The following is a 17,256-nucleotide window of genomic DNA, read 5'->3' on the forward strand; positions in this document are numbered from 1 at the left end:
GGTTTTAGTAACAGCGTTAACATTGAGGTGGGAGTAAGACAACATTGGATGCCGCAGCGATAATCAGCCTTTTCATTCTGGGTTCTGTGCTTGTAACCTGTAGTATATTATTAAGTTCATTTTCATCGCGTCTCGGCATACCTATTCTCGTTATTTTCCTTGCTATCGGCATGCTGGCTGGCATCGATGGCATCGGCGGTATTCCTTTCGATAACTACCCTTTCGCCTACATGGTGAGTAACCTCGCGCTGGCAGTGATCCTGCTGGACGGCGGGATGCGCACTCAGGCGAGCTCGTTCCGCGTCGCCTTAGGGCCGGCGCTGTCGCTCGCGACCGTAGGCGTATTAATCACATCCGGCCTGACTGGGATGATGGCCGCCTGGCTGTTCCATCTCAATATCATGGAAGGCTTGCTGATTGGCGCTATTGTCGGTTCAACCGATGCGGCGGCGGTCTTTTCCCTGCTTGGCGGTAAAGGGCTTAACGAACGTGTTGGCTCCACGCTTGAGATTGAATCCGGCAGTAACGATCCCATGGCGGTGTTTCTCACCATCACGCTGATTGAGATGATCCAGCAGCACGAAAGCGGGCTGAGCTGGATGTTTGCCTGGCATATCCTGCAGCAGTTTGGTCTGGGGATTATTCTTGGCCTCGGCGGCGGCTATCTGCTGCAGCAGATGATCAACCGGATTTCACTTCCCGCCGGGCTTTACCCTCTGCTGGCGCTGAGCGGCGGCATTCTGATTTTTGCCGTCACCACCGCGCTGGATGGCAGCGGCATTCTTGCCGTCTACCTCTGCGGCTTCCTGATGGGTAACCGCCCTATTCGCAACCGTCACGCCATTTTGCAGAACTTCGACGGACTGGCCTGGCTGGCGCAGATTGGCATGTTCCTGGTGCTTGGCCTGCTGGTTACCCCTTCAGACCTGCTGCCTATCGCCGTGCCGGCGCTGATGCTGTCGGCGTGGATGATCTTCTTCGCCCGTCCACTGTCGGTGTTTGCAGGCCTGCTGCCGTTTCGCGGCTTTAACCTGCGCGAGCGTATCTTTATCAGTTGGGTGGGTTTGCGCGGCGCGGTGCCGATTATCCTTGCCGTGTTCCCGATGATGGCGGGTCTGGATAACGCCCGACTGTTCTTCAACGTCGCATTCTTCGTTGTTTTGATTTCACTCCTGTTCCAGGGCACGTCACTCGGCTGGGCGGCGAAAAAGGCAAAAGTGGTGATCCCCCCCGTTGGCTGGCCCGTCTCCCGGGTGGGGCTGGATATTCATCCGGAAAACCCGTGGGAACAGTTTGTGTATCAGCTTAGCGAAGACAAATGGTGCGTGGGCGCGTCGCTGCGCGATCTGCATATGCCCGCCGAAACGCGGATTGCCGCGTTGTTCCGCGACAATGTTCTGCTTCACCCTACCGGCAGCACCCGTCTGCGTGAAGGGGATATTTTGTGCGTAATTGGCCGCGAGCGCGACCTGCCCGCGCTGGGTAAATTGTTCAGCCAGTCGCCACCGGTGGCGCTGGATCAGCGTTTCTTCGGCGATTTTATTCTGGAAGCGAGCGCCAAATTTGCGGATGTTGCCTTGATTTACGGTCTGGATGAAGGACTGGAGTATCGCGATAAGCAGCAAACGCTGGGGGAAATTATCCAGCAACTGCTTGGCGCAGCACCCGTTGTCGGTGACCAGGTCGAGTTTGCCGGGATGATCTGGACGGTGGCCGAGAAAGAGGATAACGCGGTACGCAAAGTCGGCGTAAGGCCGATGGAAGAAGAGTCAGAGTAGTTTAGGTTTCGTGTCTTACTGGCCGGGGAAGGCGTTATCGCCCCCCGGCACATCGCATAGTTACACCGTCACAACCGGTACGCGCGGCGCCAGAGCGCACATCAGCTCATAGCCAACGGTCCCTGCAGCAGCGGCCACATCGTCAATTTTAATTTCATTTCCCCACAGCTCAACCGGTGAACCAATCCCCGCCTGCGGGCACGGCGTGAGGTCTACCGCCAGCATATCCATTGAGACCGTCCCCACGGTACCCGTGCGAACGCCATCCACCCACACCGGCGTGCCGGTCGGAGCGATGCGCGGGTAGCCGTCGGCATAGCCTCCCGCCACAATGCCAATTCGCTGTTCGCCTGTCGCCCGGTAACGGCTGCCGTAGCCCACCGTGGAACCGGCCTTCAGCGTTTGTACGCCGATGATTTCGCTGCGCAGGGTCATCACCGGTTTCAGGCCGCTGTTGGCAATATCCTGCCACTGCCCTGACGGTGACGCGCCGTACAGAATGATCCCCGGGCGTACCCAGCTGTAGTGCGCCTCCGGGTGCCACAGCGTGGCCGCCGAGTTAGAGAGCGAGCGCGAACACGCCAGACCTTCAGCCGCCTGCTCAATCCGCACCATCGCCTCGGCGATGCCATCGGGTTTTTCCGCGTCGGCAAAGTGCGCCATCAGCGTCATTTCGCCCACATTCCTGATGCCGCGCAGCTGTTGCCATACCGTATGTACCCGCTCAGGCTGGAAGCCCAGGCGGTTCATGCCGCTGTTCACCTTGAGATAAATGTCGAGCGGAGCATGCAGTCTGGCGTCCTGCAGGGCTTTAACCTGCCAGTTGCTGTGAATGCTGGTGGTCAGCCGGTACTTATCCAGCAACGGCAGATCGTCGGCATGGAAGAACCCTTCCAGCAATAATATAGGGCCTTTCCAGCCACGCTCGCGCAGCAGAATGGCCTCTTCCAGATTCAGTAACGCAAAACCGTCGGTCGCGCTGAGCGCGCTCCAGATGCGGTCAATACCGTGGCCGTAGGCGTTCGCTTTCACCACCGACCAGACGCGTGAACCTGGCGCAGCACGGCGAACAATCTGCAGGTTATCCTTCAGGGCCTGCAAGTCCAGCTGAGCCAGAACAGGACGGGACATGACAACTCCTTAGTTATGCGCGCCGTGCAGGTGCTGTGGACGCGAGGGGGTGAACCCAGATTGATAGCGCGCGGCACTTAAATCGTCAAACGGAATTGCCGGGGTGCGCCCGGAAATCAAGTCGCTCAACAGCTGACCTGAGCCACAGGCCATTGTCCAGCCGAGGGTGCCGTGTCCGGTATTCGTCCACAGGTTTTTGAACGGGGTGCGGCCCACAATCGGCGTGCCGTCTGGCGTCATTGGACGCAGACCGGTCCAGAACGTGGCCTGCTCGACAAAACCGCCGCGCGGGAAGAGATCGCCCACGACCATCTCCAGCGTTTCACGACGCGGCTGCAGCAGCTCGGTGTTGAAGCCGACAATCTCCGCCATGCCGCCTACGCGGATACGGTTATCGAAGCGAGTAATGGCGATTTTATAGGTTTCATCCAGAATGGTGGAGACGGGTGCACCGCTGTCCTCTTTTACCGGGATGGTCAGGGAGTACCCCTTCAGCGGATAGACCGGAATGTCCAGAATACCCTTCAGCATGGCGGTGGAGTAAGAGCCAAAGGCCATGACGTAGGCATCCGCTTTGATCACCTCTTCGCCGCATTTCACGCCGTAAATATTACCGCCTTCCGACAGCAATTTATCGACGGGCGTGTTAAAGCGGAATGTTACCCCTGCCTGCTCGCACATCTGCGCCAGACGCTGGGTAAAGAGCTGACAGTCGCCGGTTTCATCGTTGGGTAAACGCAGGCCGCCCGTCAGTTTGTGGGACACCTCCGCCAGCGCTGGCTCAACCTGTCCCAGCTGGCTGGCCTCGAGGAGTTGGTACGGAACACCGGCATCTTCCAGCACGGCGATATCGCGGGTGGCGTTTTCGTACTGTTGCGCCGTGCGGAACAGCTGCAACGTACCGCCCTGACGACCTTCGTACTCAATGCCGGTGGTGGCGCGCAAGGTTTTCAGGCAATCACGGCTGTATTCCGCCAGACGCACCATACGCCCTTTGTTTTCCATGTAATGGCGGGTGTCGCAGTTGCGCAGCATCTGCCACATCCACTTAAGCTGGAACTGCGTGCCGTCGAGGCTAATGGCCAGCGGCGCATGGCGCTGGAACATCCATTTAATCGCCTTCAGTGGCACGCCGGGAGCCGCCCACGGTGCCGCATAGCCCGGAGAGATTTGCCCGGCATTCGCCGCGCTGGTTTCCAGCGCAGGGCCTGGCTCACGATCGATAACGGTTACGTCATGCCCCGCCTGACTTAAATACCAGGCGCTGGTTACGCCAACCACACCACTTCCCAGTATGACAACACGCATAGCCACTCCATAATGTGCAAAAGAACAATCTTCTAATTACAGATTGATAACCTAGTTGAAAATATTATTCAACATACGACTTTTTTATGGTGACTTATCTCACATCTTCCCCTACTGGCGGGGAAAGGACTTATTTGGGATCTCCTGCTGCGCGTTATTTTTAACCAGCATAAAATTCTGCGTGAACCGCTTTTTTTACCGTATTGAAAACGGGAAATCGTAAAGAAAAAATTTCTGCTCCAGCACGCTTTTTAACACGTTGATCTATGCTTGAAAGGAGGCTCTCCAGACAGAGAGAGCACCCACAACGAGGGCGCGCTAATGGCTACTATTGATTCCCTGAACAAGGACAACACACGTCTCAGCGATGGACCCGACTGGACTTTTGAGTTGCTGGATGTCTACCTCGCTGAAATCGACCGGGTAGCAAAACTCTATCGCCTGGATACCTATCCTCACCAGATTGAAGTCATAACCTCCGAACAGATGATGGATGCCTATTCCAGCGTCGGGATGCCGATCAATTATCCGCACTGGTCGTTTGGTAAAAAATTTATTGAAACGGAACGGCTGTATAAACACGGCCAGCAGGGGCTGGCGTATGAAATCGTCATCAACTCCAACCCGTGTATCGCTTACCTGATGGAAGAGAACACCATTACCATGCAGGCGCTGGTGATGGCGCATGCCTGCTACGGGCACAACTCTTTCTTCAAGAATAACTATCTTTTCCGCAGCTGGACGGACGCCAGCTCGATCGTCGATTACCTGATCTTCGCCCGTAAATACATTACCGACTGCGAAGAGCGCTACGGCGTCGATGAAGTGGAGAAACTGCTCGACTCCTGCCATGCGCTGATGAACTACGGCGTAGACCGTTACAAACGGCCGCAGAAAATTTCCCTGCAGGAGGAGAAAGCCCGGCAGAAAAGCCGCGAGGAGTATCTGCAAAGCCAGGTGAATATGCTGTGGCGCACCTTGCCTAAGCGTGAAGAAGAGAAAGCTGTCGCTGAGGCGCGCCGCTACCCGTCTGAGCCACAGGAAAACCTGCTCTACTTTATGGAGAAGAATGCGCCGCTGCTGGAGTCATGGCAGCGTGAGATCCTGCGCATTGTGCGTAAGGTCAGCCAGTACTTCTATCCGCAAAAACAGACGCAGGTGATGAACGAAGGCTGGGCGACATTCTGGCATTACACCATCCTCAACCATCTGTATGACGAGGGGAAAGTTACCGAGCGGTTTATGATGGAGTTCCTCCACAGCCATACCAACGTGGTGTTCCAGCCGCCTTACAACAGCCCGTGGTACAGCGGCATCAACCCGTATGCCCTCGGCTTTGCGATGTTCCAGGACATCAAACGTATCTGCCAGTCGCCAACGGAAGAGGACAAATACTGGTTCCCGGATATTGCCGGTTCGGACTGGCTGGAAACGCTGCATTTTGCGATGCGCGATTTCAAGGATGAGAGCTTTATTAGCCAGTTTATGTCGCCGAAGATCATGCGCGATTTCCGCTTCTTCACCGTGCTGGATGATGACCGTAACAACTTCCTGGAAATTTCAGCGATTCATAACGAAGAGGGATACCGGGAGATCCGCTCTCGCCTCTCTTCCCAGTACAACCTGAGCAATCTTGAACCCAATATTCAGGTATGGAACGTGGATCTCCGCGGTGACCGCTCTCTGACGCTGCGCTACATCCCGCACAACCGTGCCCCGCTGGATAAAGGGCGCAAAGAGGTGCTGAAGCATGTGCATCGCCTGTGGGGCTTTGACGTGCTGCTGGAGCAGCAGAATGAAGACGGTAGCGTGGAGCTGCTGGAGCGCTGCCCGACGCGGATGAATACGCTGTAGTGCCTGCCTGAACCGAAACGCCCGCGTCAGGGCGAAAAAAAACCTCTCAACTGAGAGGTTTTTTCTTTTAGCGGGTCTGGATGGCCAGGTCACCCGGCAGCGTTTTTTGCATCCGGTGCCAGATTTCACCGGAGTCGCGGCCGTAGCGGCGCACAGTTTCATACACCTGATCGTGCTGACCGGTGGAACAGAGCTCGCTCAGCTTGTGGTAAAAGCCCAGCGCCAGACTGCGGGCTTCCGGATTGGCAAAGTAGTGACGACCGATACGGGTATAGAGCCCTTTCATGCCGTTAAGGATGAGGCCGTAAATCGGGTTACCGGAGGCAAACGCCAGGCCGCGGAAGATGTTGTAATCAAGGGTGGCAAACGCATCCGCATGATCTTCCACCTGGTTGGCACTGGCCAGAACCTGGAGCGCATCTTCCGGGTGCTGACGGAAAGCCGTACGAATAAAGATGGTAGCGATATTGGTACGCACGGAGAGCAGATTATCAATCAGCTGCGGCACGCTTTCATGATCGAGGCGCGCCAGCGTTTCAAGAATATTCAGCCCGGAGGTTTCCCAGAAATTGTTTACTTTTGTTGGCTTGCCATGCTGAATCGTCAACCACCCATCACGCGCCAGTCGCTGGAGCACTTCCCGAAGCGTGGTGCGAGTGACGCCAATCAGTTCAGAGAGTTCGCGTTCAGCCGGAAGAATGGACCCTGCAGGGAAACGATTATTCCAGATGCTTTCAATGATGTACTCTTCCGCGAAACCCGCCGGGCTCTGCGCCTTAATGACCATAGTGAGATTTCCATTACACAGCTTTAGCAAATTGCACTCATCATACCAGAGGCTCGCAGAGGCAGATAGCGCAGCAGTGAGAGAAAAGAGGGATCGCCGTTTCATTTTTATGAAATTTACATTGCAGCCGAATCCCCCTCCAGACCGTGATTTTTGCGTATACTGATGTTTTGTTTTACTTCACGGGGAAGAACGTCTGTCGTGGAAATTTCTTTTGGGCGCGCGTTGTGGCGCAATTTTTTAGGCCAGTCTCCCGACTGGTACAAGCTGATACTTCTGGTGTTCCTGGTTGTTAATCCTCTCATCTTTATTGTGCACCCGTTTATTGCCGGGTGGCTGCTGGTCGCGGAGTTTATCTTCACCCTGGCCATGGCGCTGAAGTGCTATCCCCTGCTGCCTGGCGGTTTGCTGGCCATTGAAGCGGTTGTCATTGGGATGACCAGCGCCGAGCATGTAAAAGCAGAACTGGCCTCAAACCTTGAAGTGCTTCTGCTGCTGATGTTTATGGTGGCCGGTATCTACTTTATGAAACAGCTGCTGCTGTTTATTTTTACCCGCCTGCTGCTGAGCATTCCTTCAAAAACGCTCCTGTCGCTGGCTTTCTGCGTGGCTGCGGCATTTCTTTCAGCCTTCCTGGATGCGCTGACGGTGGTCGCCGTGGTGATAAGCGTCGCGGTCGGGTTTTATGGTATTTATCACCGGGTGGCCTCTTCACGTCCCGGCGATGACCTGCTTGATGACAGCCAGGTCGATAATGACCACCGCGAGGTGCTGGAACAGTTCCGCGCCTTCCTGCGCAGCCTGATGATGCATGCCGGCGTCGGGACCGCCCTGGGCGGCGTGATGACGATGGTGGGTGAACCGCAAAACCTGATTATTGCTAAAGCTGCGGGCTGGCATTTCGGTGATTTCTTCCTGCGAATGGCACCGGTGAGCATACCGGTTCTGGTGTGCGGTCTGGCGACCTGTGTGGTGGTGGAGAAATTCAGCCTCTTTGGCTATGGCGCGCATATTCCGGCACCCGTGCGTCAGGAGCTGCAGAAATTCGACCAGCAAAGCCGTAGCCAGCGGACGCGTCAGGAGACGCTGCGTCTTATTGCACAGGGCGTCATTGGCGTCTGGCTTATCGCCGCGCTGGCGTTTCATCTTGCCGAAGTCGGTTTAATTGGCCTGTCGGTGATTATTCTCGCCACCAGTTTTACCGGCGTGACGGATGAGCATGCGATTGGCAAAGCCTTTACGGAAGCCCTGCCCTTTACCGCCCTGCTGGCCGTCTTTTTTGCGGTCGTCGCGGTGATCATCGACCAGAAGCTTTTCGCGCCGATCATTACCTTTGTCTTGCAGGCGGCACCGGATGCTCAGCTTTCGCTGTTTTATCTGTTTAACGGGCTGCTGTCGTCTATCTCGGATAACGTGTTTGTTGGCACGGTCTACATCAACGAGGCCAAAACGGCCATGGAGCAAGGCGTCATCAGCGCCGGACAGTTCGAACTGCTGGCGGTGGCAATTAACACCGGGACCAACCTGCCGTCGGTGGCGACGCCCAACGGTCAGGCGGCGTTCCTGTTCCTGCTGACCTCTGCGCTGGCTCCACTCATACGTCTTTCTTATGGGCGAATGGTCTGGATGGCGCTTCCCTATACGCTGGTGCTCACGCTTGTAGGATTGCTTTGCGTCAAAATTACCCTTATTCCCTGTACGCAATGGTTGATACAAGCGGGTATACTTGCCGCGCAGTAAACCTGATATATCGGGCAGCTTGCTGCCCGTTTACCTTTTCGCACGATAAACATCCAATTACGTTTTATTTCGTCAGGTACAGGTGGCGCGAAAAACGAATTCGTTTACACTGCGCTTTCTAAGCATGTTCCAGGGAAATGATTATGTTGAGATTTTTAAACCAGTGCTCTCGCGGTCGCGGAGCGTGGTTGTTAATGGCCCTGACCGCCTTTGCGCTGGAAATGGTCGCGCTGTGGTTCCAGCATGTGATGGGACTTCAGCCTTGCGTACTCTGTATTTACGAACGCTGTGCATTGTTCGGCATTATGGGTGCGGGTCTGGTGGGCGCGATTGCCCCTAAATCGCCGTTACGCTATGCCGCAATTGCCATCTGGCTGTACAGCGCCTGGAAAGGTATTGAGCTCTCCTGGCAGCACACCATGATGCAGCTGCATCCGTCACCTTTTATGACCTGTGATTTCGCCGCCCGCTTCCCGAGCTGGCTGCCGCTTGATAAGTGGCTGCCGCAGGTGTTTGTTGCTTCCGGTGACTGCTCTGTGCGCCAGTGGGAATTCCTGAGCCTTGAGATGCCGCAGTGGCTGGTGGGGATTTTTGTGGCCTACTTCATTGTGGCGCTGCTGGTGCTCATCGCACAACCGTTCAAACCCAAGAAACGCGACCTGTTTGGCAGGTAAAAAAAACCCGCCTCGGCGGGTTTTTTCTTATCCACGGTTGGGATGATTCATGATGTGATCTTCCCAGTCCTGTACCTCTGACTCTTTCACCGCAATATGACGCACAGAGATGCGTTCACCGTGCATCGCCGCTTTGGAGCCCGTCAGCAGCGGGTGCCATTTTGGCAGGTCTTTGCCTTCCGCCAGCAGACGATAGGCGCAGGTATGCGGCAGCCATTCGAAGGTGGGCAGGTTCTCACGGGTTAGCTTGATGCAATCCGGCTCGTACTCGAAGCGACGCTCATAGTTGCGACACTGGCAGGTTTTGATGTTCAGCTGCTTGCAGGCAACGTTGGTGAAATAGATTTCGTCCGAATCTTCATCCATCAGTTTATGCAGGCAGCACTGCCCGCAACCGTCACACAACGATTCCCACTCCACGTCTGTCATTTGGTCGAGAGTTTTGCTTTGCCAGAAAGGAATGTTGTTCATCAGGATGTCCACACGTCAAAAGAGAGCGCACCTTATAACGAGTCTGGCACGTTGTTGCAAGTTTTGCCGCCCTCTTCAGGCGGCAAGATGCTTTTACAGCACGCGAGTTTTCAGTGACAGGCCGTTAAAACTGACGTCCAGTTCGTCACCGGCCTGCAACGGGCCGACACCTTCTGGCGTACCGGTGAGGATCACATCGCCCGGTTTCAGGGTAAAGAAACGGCTCATGTAGGCAATCAGCGGCACAATTTTATGGATCATATCTGCCGTGGTGCCCTGCTGGCGGATCTCGCCGTTAACCTTCAGGCTAAGCGGGGTGTTCTGCGGATCGTCGGTAAATTCACTTACCGGAATAAAACCGGAGATCGGGCAAGCGTTATCAAACCCTTTGGCCTTTTCCCACGGCTGCCCCGCTTTCTTCATTTTGCCCTGAACATCACGCAGGGTCAGGTCGAGCGCGACACCGTATCCGGCAATCGCCTTTTGCACATGCTCTTCGGAGGCCTGACGCAGCGTCGCGCCAATCAGCACGGCCAGTTCCACTTCATGATGCACCGACCCCAACCCCTGCGGCAGCGCCAGCGGCTGGCGAATGTCGCACAGCGCGGTTTCTGGTTTGATGAACAGAACCGGCTCGTCTGGCGTCGCGCTGCCCATCTCCTGAATATGTTTGGCATAGTTACTGCCTACGCAGACCACTTTGCTGACGGGATAATCCAGTAATGCACCTTGCCAGTTATGATGTTGATACATGTACGACCCCTAAACGGTTGATGTGTTAACCCCGAAAACAGCCGGGACTATTTTTTCCCGTTCACCTCAAGATGCTGTTTTAATAAATTCTCGGGTGGTGGCGGGAGCTGTAAATAATAGCCTTGCTCCGCTAATGCGGTTTTCACTTTTTCCAGATCGGCGTTGACCAGTTTCTTACGGCCATCCAGCGGCAGCAGCATCGCCAGCTGAGGTCGGCCAAAGTTCTTCATTAATTCTTCAGGTACGCGCGAAAAATCGTCTTTCTTTTCGACATAAAGATAGGTCTGGTCACGACTTGTACTTCTGTAGATCACACAAAACATGTTTTTACTCTGAATTAATGGGTGGTTGCTTGCCTCAATATACTCCTGACTATAACATGCCTGATACTCTTCGGAATATCGCAACGGCGGTGTTGCGGTTAATAGCAAATTGAGTAAGGCCAGGATGTCAAACACGCCAATCGAGCTTAAAGGCAGTAGCTTCACCTTATCAGTGGTACATTTGCATGATGCAAAACCCGAGGTTATTCGTCAGGCGTTAGAAGACAAAATTGCGCAGGCTCCCGCTTTTCTGAAACATGCCCCCGTCGTCGTGAATGTCAGTGGTCTGGATGCACCGGTTAACTGGAAACTTCTCCAGCAAGCCGTGGCCGCGACCGGGCTGCGTATCGTCGGTATCAGCGGCTGCAAAGATGCTGAGCTAAAAGCAGAAATTGACCGTGCGGGTCTGCCCATTCTGACCGAAGGCAAAGAAAAAGCCGCGCGTCCTGCCCCTGCGGCAGTCCAAACGCCTCCTCCTCCGGTGCAAAACGTTACACCTGTCACAAAAACGCGATTGATTGATGTGCCGGTTCGTTCCGGTCAGCGCATTTATGCACCAAACTGTGATCTGATTGTTACAAGCCACGTCAGCGCTGGCGCAGAGCTGATTGCAGATGGCAATATTCACGTATACGGTATGATGCGTGGGCGTGCGCTCGCGGGTGCAAGTGGTGACAGGGATGCGCAAATATTTTGTACTCATCTGACGGCGGAACTGGTGTCCATCGCAGGTGAATATTGGCTGAGCGACAAGATCCCAGCCGAATTTTATGGCAAAGCGGCTCGTCTGCGACTGGCAGACGACGCGTTGACCGTTCAACCGTTGAATTGATCCCTTTTTAACAAGGAATTTCTATGGCACGCATTATTGTTGTTACTTCGGGTAAAGGAGGCGTTGGCAAGACCACCTCCAGCGCGGCCATCGCTACTGGTTTGGCCCAGAAGGGAAAGAAAACCGTCGTTATCGATTTCGATATCGGTCTGCGTAACCTCGACCTGATCATGGGATGTGAACGTCGCGTGGTCTATGACTTCGTGAACGTCATTCAGGGCGACGCCACACTGAACCAGGCGCTGATTAAAGACAAGCGCACCGAAAACCTCTACATCCTTCCGGCTTCTCAGACGCGTGATAAAGACGCCCTGACCCGCGAAGGCGTGGAAAAGGTGCTCGATGAGCTGAAAAAAATGGAGTTTGACTTCGTTGTCTGTGACTCCCCTGCCGGCATCGAAACGGGCGCCCTGATGGCACTCTACTTCGCTGATGAAGCCATCATCACCACTAACCCTGAAGTCTCATCCGTGCGTGACTCGGACCGTATTCTGGGGATCCTCGCCTCCAAATCGCGTCGTGCGGAAAATGGCGAAGAACCCATTAAAGAGCACCTGCTGCTGACCCGCTATAACCCGGGTCGCGTGAACAAAGGTGACATGCTTAGCATGGAAGACGTGCTGGAGATCCTGCGCATCAAACTGGTCGGTGTGATCCCGGAAGATCAATCCGTATTGCGCGCCTCTAACCAGGGCGAGCCAGTGATCCTGGATACAATGGCAGATGCAGGTAAAGCGTACGCGGATACCGTTGACCGTCTGCTGGGAGAAGAACGTCCTTTCCGCTTCATTGAAGAAGAGAAGAAAGGTTTCCTCAAACGCCTGTTCGGAGGATAAGTTATGGCATTACTGGACTTTTTTCTCTCGCGGAAAAAGAACACCGCCAACATCGCAAAAGAACGACTGCAAATCATCGTTGCGGAGCGTCGTCGTAGTGACGCCGAGCCACACTACCTGCCGCAGCTGCGTAAGGACATCCTGGAAGTGATCTGTAAGTATGTGCAGATTGACCCGGAGATGGTCACGGTGCAGCTGGAGCAAAAAGACGGGGATATTTCGATTCTGGAGCTGAACGTTACGCTCCCGGAAGCCGAAGAGTCACGTCCGTAGTTCGGGATTGTGTATCCCCGGTAAGCGTATGCCGCCGGGGAAATGTGCCGGGCATGTCAGCATGACCCGGCATTTTCATTATCGCGGATAACCTTCCAGCACCGTATTCAGGCGATCGGCCATCAATTCCCCGCGCCAGCCCGCCATCATTTCCGGCAAACCATTCTGAGGTTTCAGCTTCCAGTGCCAGTTCAGCAGCTGGTTAATCTGACGGCGTGACGCCAGCAGTTCCGCGCCCAGTTTGCTTTGCGTCGCGACGTCCTGCACCAGCGCTTTGATATCCTTGAACGCCTTGCGATAGCCCGGCATATCCATCAGATTCAGCAGTGGCTCCGGCAGTGCTTCGTCCGGCATTTCCTGCGCTTTTGCCACCAGCGCAAGCAGGGTTTTACCGTGGAAACGGATCTCGCTGCCGGAAAGCCCGATGCTGTCCAGTTCGCCCATGCTGCCCGGCATATACCGCGCGACCGCCCAGAGGTGTTCTTCGCGTACCACAAAGTTAACGGCCAGATCGCGCTCGCGTGCTTTACGCAAACGCCAGTCCGCTAACAGCTGCAGACACGCCAGCTGACGCGTACGCAGCTGCCAGGCGTTACTGATATCGCGCCAGGCCTCTTTCGGATCAACCACTTCCTGACGACGCTGCTGCGTCATTCGGCACTCATCCAGCGCGGCGGGCAACCAGCCTGACGCTTCCGCTTCTTTCATCAGCTGGCCAGCAATCGGCAGGAGGTAAAACACGTCTGCCGCCGCGTATTCCAGTTGACGCTCGGTTAATGGGCGTGCCAGCCAGTCGGTGCGGGATTCGCTTTTATCCAGCGTCAGGCCCGTATACTCCTCAACCATGGCGGCAAAGCCCCATGAGAGCGGTCGATTACTGAAGGCCGCGAGGATCTGTGTATCTATCAACGGTTGTGGCATGACGCCAAAAGTATTCAGAAAGACTTCCAGATCTTCACTGCCTGCGTGCAGGTATTTCGTTACCGCAGTATCGAGCAGCAGGTCACGCATCGGCGTCCAGTCGGTAATGCCGAGCGGGTCGATCAGCGACACGTGTTTACCGTCGTACATCTGAATCAACCCCAGCTGCGGATAGTAGGTCCGGGTGCGGACAAACTCGGTATCCAGGGCAATGGCAGGAAAGTCGCGCGTCACTTCGCACAGCGAAGCCAGCTCGTCGTTGGTCGTGATCATCTGGTAATTCAAAACGGATTCTCTTTTGTTTGCGCCCATAAAAAACGCCGGCTTAACCGGCGTCTGGGCGATTAGCGTGAAGCTCAGGCCTTATTGTCTACTTTGCCACGGGCTTCGTCACGTAATTCTCGTCGTAATATCTTTCCGACATTCGATTTCGGCAGTTCCTCGCGAAACTCAACCAGCTTCGGCACCTTGTAGCCGGTCAGCTGACGACGACAGAAGGTGATCAGCGCCTCCTCCGTAAGAGAAGGATCTTTTTTGACCACAAAAATCTTCACCGCCTCACCGCTGCTCCCGGAAGGGACGCCTACGGCAGCCACTTCGAGCACGCCGCTGTGCTGCATCACCACATCTTCGATTTCATTCGGGTAGACGTTGAAACCGGAAACCAGAATCATGTCTTTCTTACGATCGACGATACGCAGGAAGCCCTCTTCATCCATCACGGCGATATCACCTGTGTGCAGCCAACCGTCTTTGATAATTTCATCGGTCGCGTCAGGACGTTGCCAGTAGCCCAGCATCACCTGCGGCCCTTTGACACAGAGTTCGCCCGGTTCACCTGGCGCCACGTCGTTATCGTCATCATCAACCAGTTTGGCTTCCGTCGACGGAACCGGCAGGCCAATGCTTCCGCTGTGATAGTCGATATCGTGCGGGTTCACACTGACCAGCGGGGCGCACTCCGTCAGGCCATAGCCTTCCAGTAAATACTGACCCGTCAGTTTCATCCAGCGTTCGGCAACGGCCTGTTGAACCGGCATACCGCCACCCGCAGAGAGGTGCAGTGTGGAGAAATCGAGCTTCTGGAACTCTTTGTTGTTGAGCAGCGCGTTAAACAGCGTATTCACCCCGGTCATGGCGGTGAACGGATATTTCGCCAGCTCTTTCACCAGCCCCGGAATATCGCGCGGGTTCGTGATCAATACGTTTTGACCGCCCAGCTCAATAAACAGCAGACAGTTCATGGTCAGCGCGAAGATGTGATAAAGCGGAAGCGCGGTGATCACCAGCTCTTTTCCGTGGTGCAGCAACGGTCCGTAGGTGGCATTCACCTGCTCAAGGTTTGCCAGCATGTTACGGTGGGTCAGCATGGCGCCTTTAGCCACACCCGTTGTGCCGCCGGTGTACTGCAGAAACGCGAGGTCTTCTGATACCACTTCCGGTTTAACGTATTGCATGCGGTAGCCCGCCTGCAGCGCACTGCGGAAGGAGATCGCGTCCGGCAGGTGGTATTTCGGCACCAGACGTTTGATGTATTTGACGACAAAGTTAACCAGTGTCCCTTTGGCGGTAGAGAGTTGATCCCCCATACGCGTCAGGATGACGTGTTTGACCTGGGTTTTGTCGACCACTTTTTCCAGCGTGTGGGCAAAGTTAGAGACAATCACAATGGCGGCGGCACCGCTGTCGTTGAGCTGATGCTCCAGCTCCCGCGGCGTATACAGCGGGTTAACGTTGACAACAATCATCCCGGCACGCAGGACACCGAACAGCGCCACCGGGTATTGCAGCAGGTTCGGCATCATCAGCGCGACGCGATCCCCTTTTTGCAGCCCCAGCCCTTCCTGCAGATAGGCGGCGAACGCCCGACTACGCTCCTCAAGTTTACGGAACGTCATGACCTCGCCCATATTCACAAAAGCAGGCTGGTCTGCGTAACGCCTCACCGAGTGTTCAAACAATTCAACCAGGGATTGATAACGGTCAGGATTGATCTCGGCAGGAACATCTGCGGGATAACGGTTAAGCCAAACCTTCTTCAATGCATCACCTCTGAAATGAGTGTTCGTCGTCATCACAACCCCGATAATAAACAGTTTGTTAACATTATATTAACTCAGCGTACCAGTTTATTAATTGTTCAGATTTAAGGTTGCGAAGCGCGTCACTCTTTTTTTTCGTTTTATTCGTAAAAAACAGAGACAGCGGCTGAGCCGCTGTCTCTTTTCTAACAATTACAGGGAGTTACTCAGTAACGATTGTCTGAACCTGTGCAGGCCCCGGGTTATACCAGCCCCAGCCCGGGTAGCCATACCGATAAGGATGTGGACCCCACATCCACGGATCCATCGGCTGAGGTGGCATGATGACCTGCTGTGTCAGCCGCCAGCGCTTATACCCGTTGACCTGCATGGTCATAAATTTATACGGTGTGTTGCCGACTTTGCCCTCTACCGAACCGGTAATCGGGCCGACGACGGTGACCAGCTGTCCGCGAAAATCGACCGGGTCGAGAAAACCGCCAACGTCGGCATAAATACGCCCACGGGAAGGTTCGCCAAGGATGGGCCGCGCACCGCTATCCAGCGGAACGGTGGCAATCTCCAGACGGGTTTTCCCCTGCTGGTTTTGCACCTCGATAACCTTGCCGCCAAAGCGCGCTTCCTGACCGACGTAAAGCTCAGGCGCATTCATCACACGAACCAGATCCTGCTGTGGCGTGGGGCTGCTGCCCTTAATCGCATCAGGAACGGAAACGCATCCGCTCAGTGCTATGGCCACTGCGCCTGCCATAAAAAGGCGTACAACTTTAGTCTGAACCGCCATGATGCGACTCCTTTTTCTCAGTTCCTGTTACTGAGATTCATTCCCGGCCCGGAAGTTTCTTCCACGCGACGGTGTTTCGCAAATAAACCGGCTCCGCATGTTCAACGGCCACGGTTTTGCCCGCCTCAAGCAGTTGACAGGCGATGGGAAGCATATCCTCTGCGGCGGGCAGAAGCATGTTGCCGTCTGTCAGCGTGATCCCGGTGCCGTTAGCCATCTCTGGCCATGCCGGCCAGCCGGTGCCTACTGTCGCCCACTCGCCGGACAGCTGTTTCAGCCGCTCGGTCACCGCTTCCGGCTTGAGGACAGCCTCGGTCTCTTCACCGTGCCAGATGCCATTTTCATCGCGGGTGTATTCTGCCCAGTAAACTTCTCCCATTCGGGCGTCAATGGCCGCCAGAACGCGCGTTGCCCCGGTCATACGCCATGCGCCCTGCGCCATGGTTGCCAGCGTGGAAACACCGATCATCGGCAGTTCTGCGCCCAGCGCCAGCCCCTGCGCAATGCCAATTCCAATGCGTACGCCCGTAAAGCTGCCGGGGCCACGGCCAAAGGCCAGTGCGTCGAGGTCGGTTAAGGTGGTGTTGCCCCGGGTTAAAATCTCTTTAACCAGAGGCAGAATGCGTTGGGTGTGTTCTCGTGGGCACTCTTCGAAATGAGCAGAGATAGCACCGTCGTTCAACAGAGCAACAGAACAGGCCTCTGTCGCGGTATCAATAGCCAGAATTCGCATCAGTCGTCGCGCTCTC

17 protein-coding genes are annotated in these 17,256 nt (G+C 55.2%); 7 read left to right on the forward strand and 10 right to left on the reverse strand.

Annotated elements, in window-relative coordinates:
• Window positions 1–44 precede the first annotated feature (44 nt).
• Complete coding sequence (locus QMG44_RS09465) at window positions 45–1,778, forward strand: potassium/proton antiporter (RefSeq protein WP_014170573.1); 1,734 nt, start codon at window positions 45–47, stop codon at window positions 1,776–1,778.
• A gap of 60 nt (window positions 1,779–1,838) precedes the next feature.
• Here QMG44_RS09465 and dadX read toward each other — a convergent pair whose 3' ends face one another.
• Together dadX and QMG44_RS09475 are read right to left on the reverse strand one after the other, a co-directional pair.
• On the reverse strand, window positions 1,839–2,909 hold the full coding sequence (gene dadX, locus QMG44_RS09470; RefSeq protein WP_040017760.1) for a catabolic alanine racemase DadX: 1,071 nt from the start codon (window positions 2,907–2,909) through the stop codon (window positions 1,839–1,841).
• Window positions 2,910–2,918: 9 nt separating this feature from the next.
• Complete coding sequence (locus QMG44_RS09475; RefSeq protein WP_020883441.1) at window positions 2,919–4,217, reverse strand: D-amino acid dehydrogenase; 1,299 nt, start codon at window positions 4,215–4,217, stop codon at window positions 2,919–2,921.
• A 321-nt stretch (window positions 4,218–4,538) separates the two neighbouring features.
• Here QMG44_RS09475 and QMG44_RS09480 point away from each other — a divergent pair, with 321 nt between their 5' ends.
• Window positions 4,539–6,071: a SpoVR family protein gene (locus QMG44_RS09480; protein ID WP_020883440.1), complete on the forward strand. Its 1,533-nt coding sequence runs from the start codon at window positions 4,539–4,541 to the stop codon at window positions 6,069–6,071.
• A 67-nt stretch (window positions 6,072–6,138) separates the two neighbouring features.
• Here the strand turns inward: QMG44_RS09480 and fadR are convergent, their stop codons facing one another.
• A complete protein-coding gene (gene fadR, locus QMG44_RS09485) occupies window positions 6,139–6,858 on the reverse strand; it encodes a fatty acid metabolism transcriptional regulator FadR (protein WP_025203875.1) in 720 nt (239 codons plus the stop codon).
• A gap of 201 nt (window positions 6,859–7,059) precedes the next feature.
• Here fadR and nhaB point away from each other — a divergent pair, with 201 nt between their 5' ends.
• Together nhaB and dsbB are read left to right on the forward strand one after the other, a co-directional pair.
• Entirely contained in the window at window positions 7,060–8,598 is a 1,539-nt protein-coding gene (gene nhaB / locus QMG44_RS09490) for a Na(+)/H(+) antiporter NhaB (RefSeq protein WP_020883438.1), read from the forward strand.
• 143 nt (window positions 8,599–8,741) lie between these two features.
• Entirely contained in the window at window positions 8,742–9,272 is a 531-nt protein-coding gene (gene dsbB, locus QMG44_RS09495) for a disulfide bond formation protein DsbB (RefSeq protein WP_020883437.1), read from the forward strand.
• A gap of 27 nt (window positions 9,273–9,299) precedes the next feature.
• Here dsbB and QMG44_RS09500 read toward each other — a convergent pair whose 3' ends face one another.
• The 3 genes from QMG44_RS09500 to QMG44_RS09510 form a co-directional block, all read right to left on the reverse strand.
• Entirely contained in the window at window positions 9,300–9,743 is a 444-nt protein-coding gene (locus QMG44_RS09500; RefSeq protein WP_020883436.1) for a YcgN family cysteine cluster protein, read from the reverse strand.
• Window positions 9,744–9,836: 93 nt separating this feature from the next.
• Window positions 9,837–10,496 carry a fumarylacetoacetate hydrolase family protein gene (locus QMG44_RS09505; RefSeq protein WP_020883435.1) on the reverse strand — a complete coding sequence of 220 codons (660 nt, stop codon included), beginning with the start codon at window positions 10,494–10,496 and terminating at the stop codon, window positions 9,837–9,839.
• 47 nt (window positions 10,497–10,543) lie between these two features.
• Window positions 10,544–10,819, reverse strand: coding sequence for a YcgL domain-containing protein (locus QMG44_RS09510; RefSeq protein ID WP_020883434.1), 276 nt, complete (start codon window positions 10,817–10,819; stop codon window positions 10,544–10,546).
• Between the two features lie 124 nt (window positions 10,820–10,943).
• On the opposite strand from QMG44_RS09510, the gene minC reads away from it, so the two are divergent.
• The 3 genes from minC to minE are packed head-to-tail and all read left to right on the forward strand — an operon-like array spanning window position 10,944 to window position 12,760.
• Complete coding sequence (minC, locus tag QMG44_RS09515; protein WP_020883433.1) at window positions 10,944–11,651, forward strand: septum site-determining protein MinC; 708 nt, start codon at window positions 10,944–10,946, stop codon at window positions 11,649–11,651.
• Window positions 11,652–11,674: 23 nt separating this feature from the next.
• Window positions 11,675–12,487, forward strand: a complete 813-nt coding sequence (minD, locus tag QMG44_RS09520; RefSeq protein ID WP_014170584.1) for a septum site-determining protein MinD — start codon at window positions 11,675–11,677, stop codon at window positions 12,485–12,487.
• A gap of 3 nt (window positions 12,488–12,490) precedes the next feature.
• A complete protein-coding gene (minE, locus tag QMG44_RS09525) occupies window positions 12,491–12,760 on the forward strand; it encodes a cell division topological specificity factor MinE (RefSeq protein WP_008500504.1) in 270 nt (89 codons plus the stop codon).
• 78 nt (window positions 12,761–12,838) lie between these two features.
• On the opposite strand, the gene rnd is transcribed toward minE, so the two are convergent.
• From rnd to tsaB, 4 genes are all read right to left on the reverse strand, one after another.
• Window positions 12,839–13,954, reverse strand: a complete 1,116-nt coding sequence (gene rnd, locus QMG44_RS09530) for a ribonuclease D (RefSeq protein ID WP_123266851.1) — start codon at window positions 13,952–13,954, stop codon at window positions 12,839–12,841.
• A gap of 83 nt (window positions 13,955–14,037) precedes the next feature.
• On the reverse strand, window positions 14,038–15,723 hold the full coding sequence (gene fadD / locus QMG44_RS09535; RefSeq protein WP_025203871.1) for a long-chain-fatty-acid--CoA ligase FadD: 1,686 nt from the start codon (window positions 15,721–15,723) through the stop codon (window positions 14,038–14,040).
• 202 nt (window positions 15,724–15,925) lie between these two features.
• Window positions 15,926–16,507, reverse strand: a complete 582-nt coding sequence (locus QMG44_RS09540) for a Slp family lipoprotein (protein WP_020883430.1) — start codon at window positions 16,505–16,507, stop codon at window positions 15,926–15,928.
• A gap of 37 nt (window positions 16,508–16,544) precedes the next feature.
• Window positions 16,545–17,240 carry a tRNA (adenosine(37)-N6)-threonylcarbamoyltransferase complex dimerization subunit type 1 TsaB gene (tsaB, locus tag QMG44_RS09545; RefSeq protein ID WP_014170589.1) on the reverse strand — a complete coding sequence of 232 codons (696 nt, stop codon included), beginning with the start codon at window positions 17,238–17,240 and terminating at the stop codon, window positions 16,545–16,547.
• Window positions 17,241–17,256: the final 16 nt, after the last annotated feature.

This window comes from Enterobacter sp. 200527-13 (assembly GCF_027924865.1).
Taxonomy (GTDB): Bacteria; Pseudomonadota; Gammaproteobacteria; order Enterobacterales; family Enterobacteriaceae; genus Enterobacter; species Enterobacter ludwigii.

Excerpts from the sequence above, each read along its gene's own strand:
- dadX (WP_040017760.1), bottom strand. The coding sequence starts at position 2,909 with ATGTCCCGTCCTGTTCTGGCTCAGCTGGACTTGCAGGCCCTGAAGGAT.
- QMG44_RS09475 (WP_020883441.1), bottom strand. The coding sequence starts at position 4,217 with ATGCGTGTTGTCATACTGGGAAGTGGTGTGGTTGGCGTAACCAGCGCC.
- QMG44_RS09480 (WP_020883440.1), top strand. The coding sequence starts at position 4,539 with ATGGCTACTATTGATTCCCTGAACAAGGACAACACACGTCTCAGCGAT.
- fadR (WP_025203875.1), bottom strand. The coding sequence starts at position 6,858 with ATGGTCATTAAGGCGCAGAGCCCGGCGGGTTTCGCGGAAGAGTACATC.
- dsbB (WP_020883437.1), top strand. The coding sequence starts at position 8,742 with ATGTTGAGATTTTTAAACCAGTGCTCTCGCGGTCGCGGAGCGTGGTTG.
- QMG44_RS09500 (WP_020883436.1), bottom strand. The coding sequence starts at position 9,743 with ATGAACAACATTCCTTTCTGGCAAAGCAAAACTCTCGACCAAATGACA.
- QMG44_RS09505 (WP_020883435.1), bottom strand. The coding sequence starts at position 10,496 with ATGTATCAACATCATAACTGGCAAGGTGCATTACTGGATTATCCCGTC.
- QMG44_RS09510 (WP_020883434.1), bottom strand. The coding sequence starts at position 10,819 with ATGTTTTGTGTGATCTACAGAAGTACAAGTCGTGACCAGACCTATCTT.
- minC (WP_020883433.1), top strand. The coding sequence starts at position 10,944 with ATGTCAAACACGCCAATCGAGCTTAAAGGCAGTAGCTTCACCTTATCA.
- minD (WP_014170584.1), top strand. The coding sequence starts at position 11,675 with ATGGCACGCATTATTGTTGTTACTTCGGGTAAAGGAGGCGTTGGCAAG.
- minE (WP_008500504.1), top strand. The coding sequence starts at position 12,491 with ATGGCATTACTGGACTTTTTTCTCTCGCGGAAAAAGAACACCGCCAAC.
- rnd (WP_123266851.1), bottom strand. The coding sequence starts at position 13,954 with ATGATCACGACCAACGACGAGCTGGCTTCGCTGTGCGAAGTGACGCGC.
- QMG44_RS09540 (WP_020883430.1), bottom strand. The coding sequence starts at position 16,507 with ATGGCGGTTCAGACTAAAGTTGTACGCCTTTTTATGGCAGGCGCAGTG.
- tsaB (WP_014170589.1), bottom strand. The coding sequence starts at position 17,240 with ATGCGAATTCTGGCTATTGATACCGCGACAGAGGCCTGTTCTGTTGCT.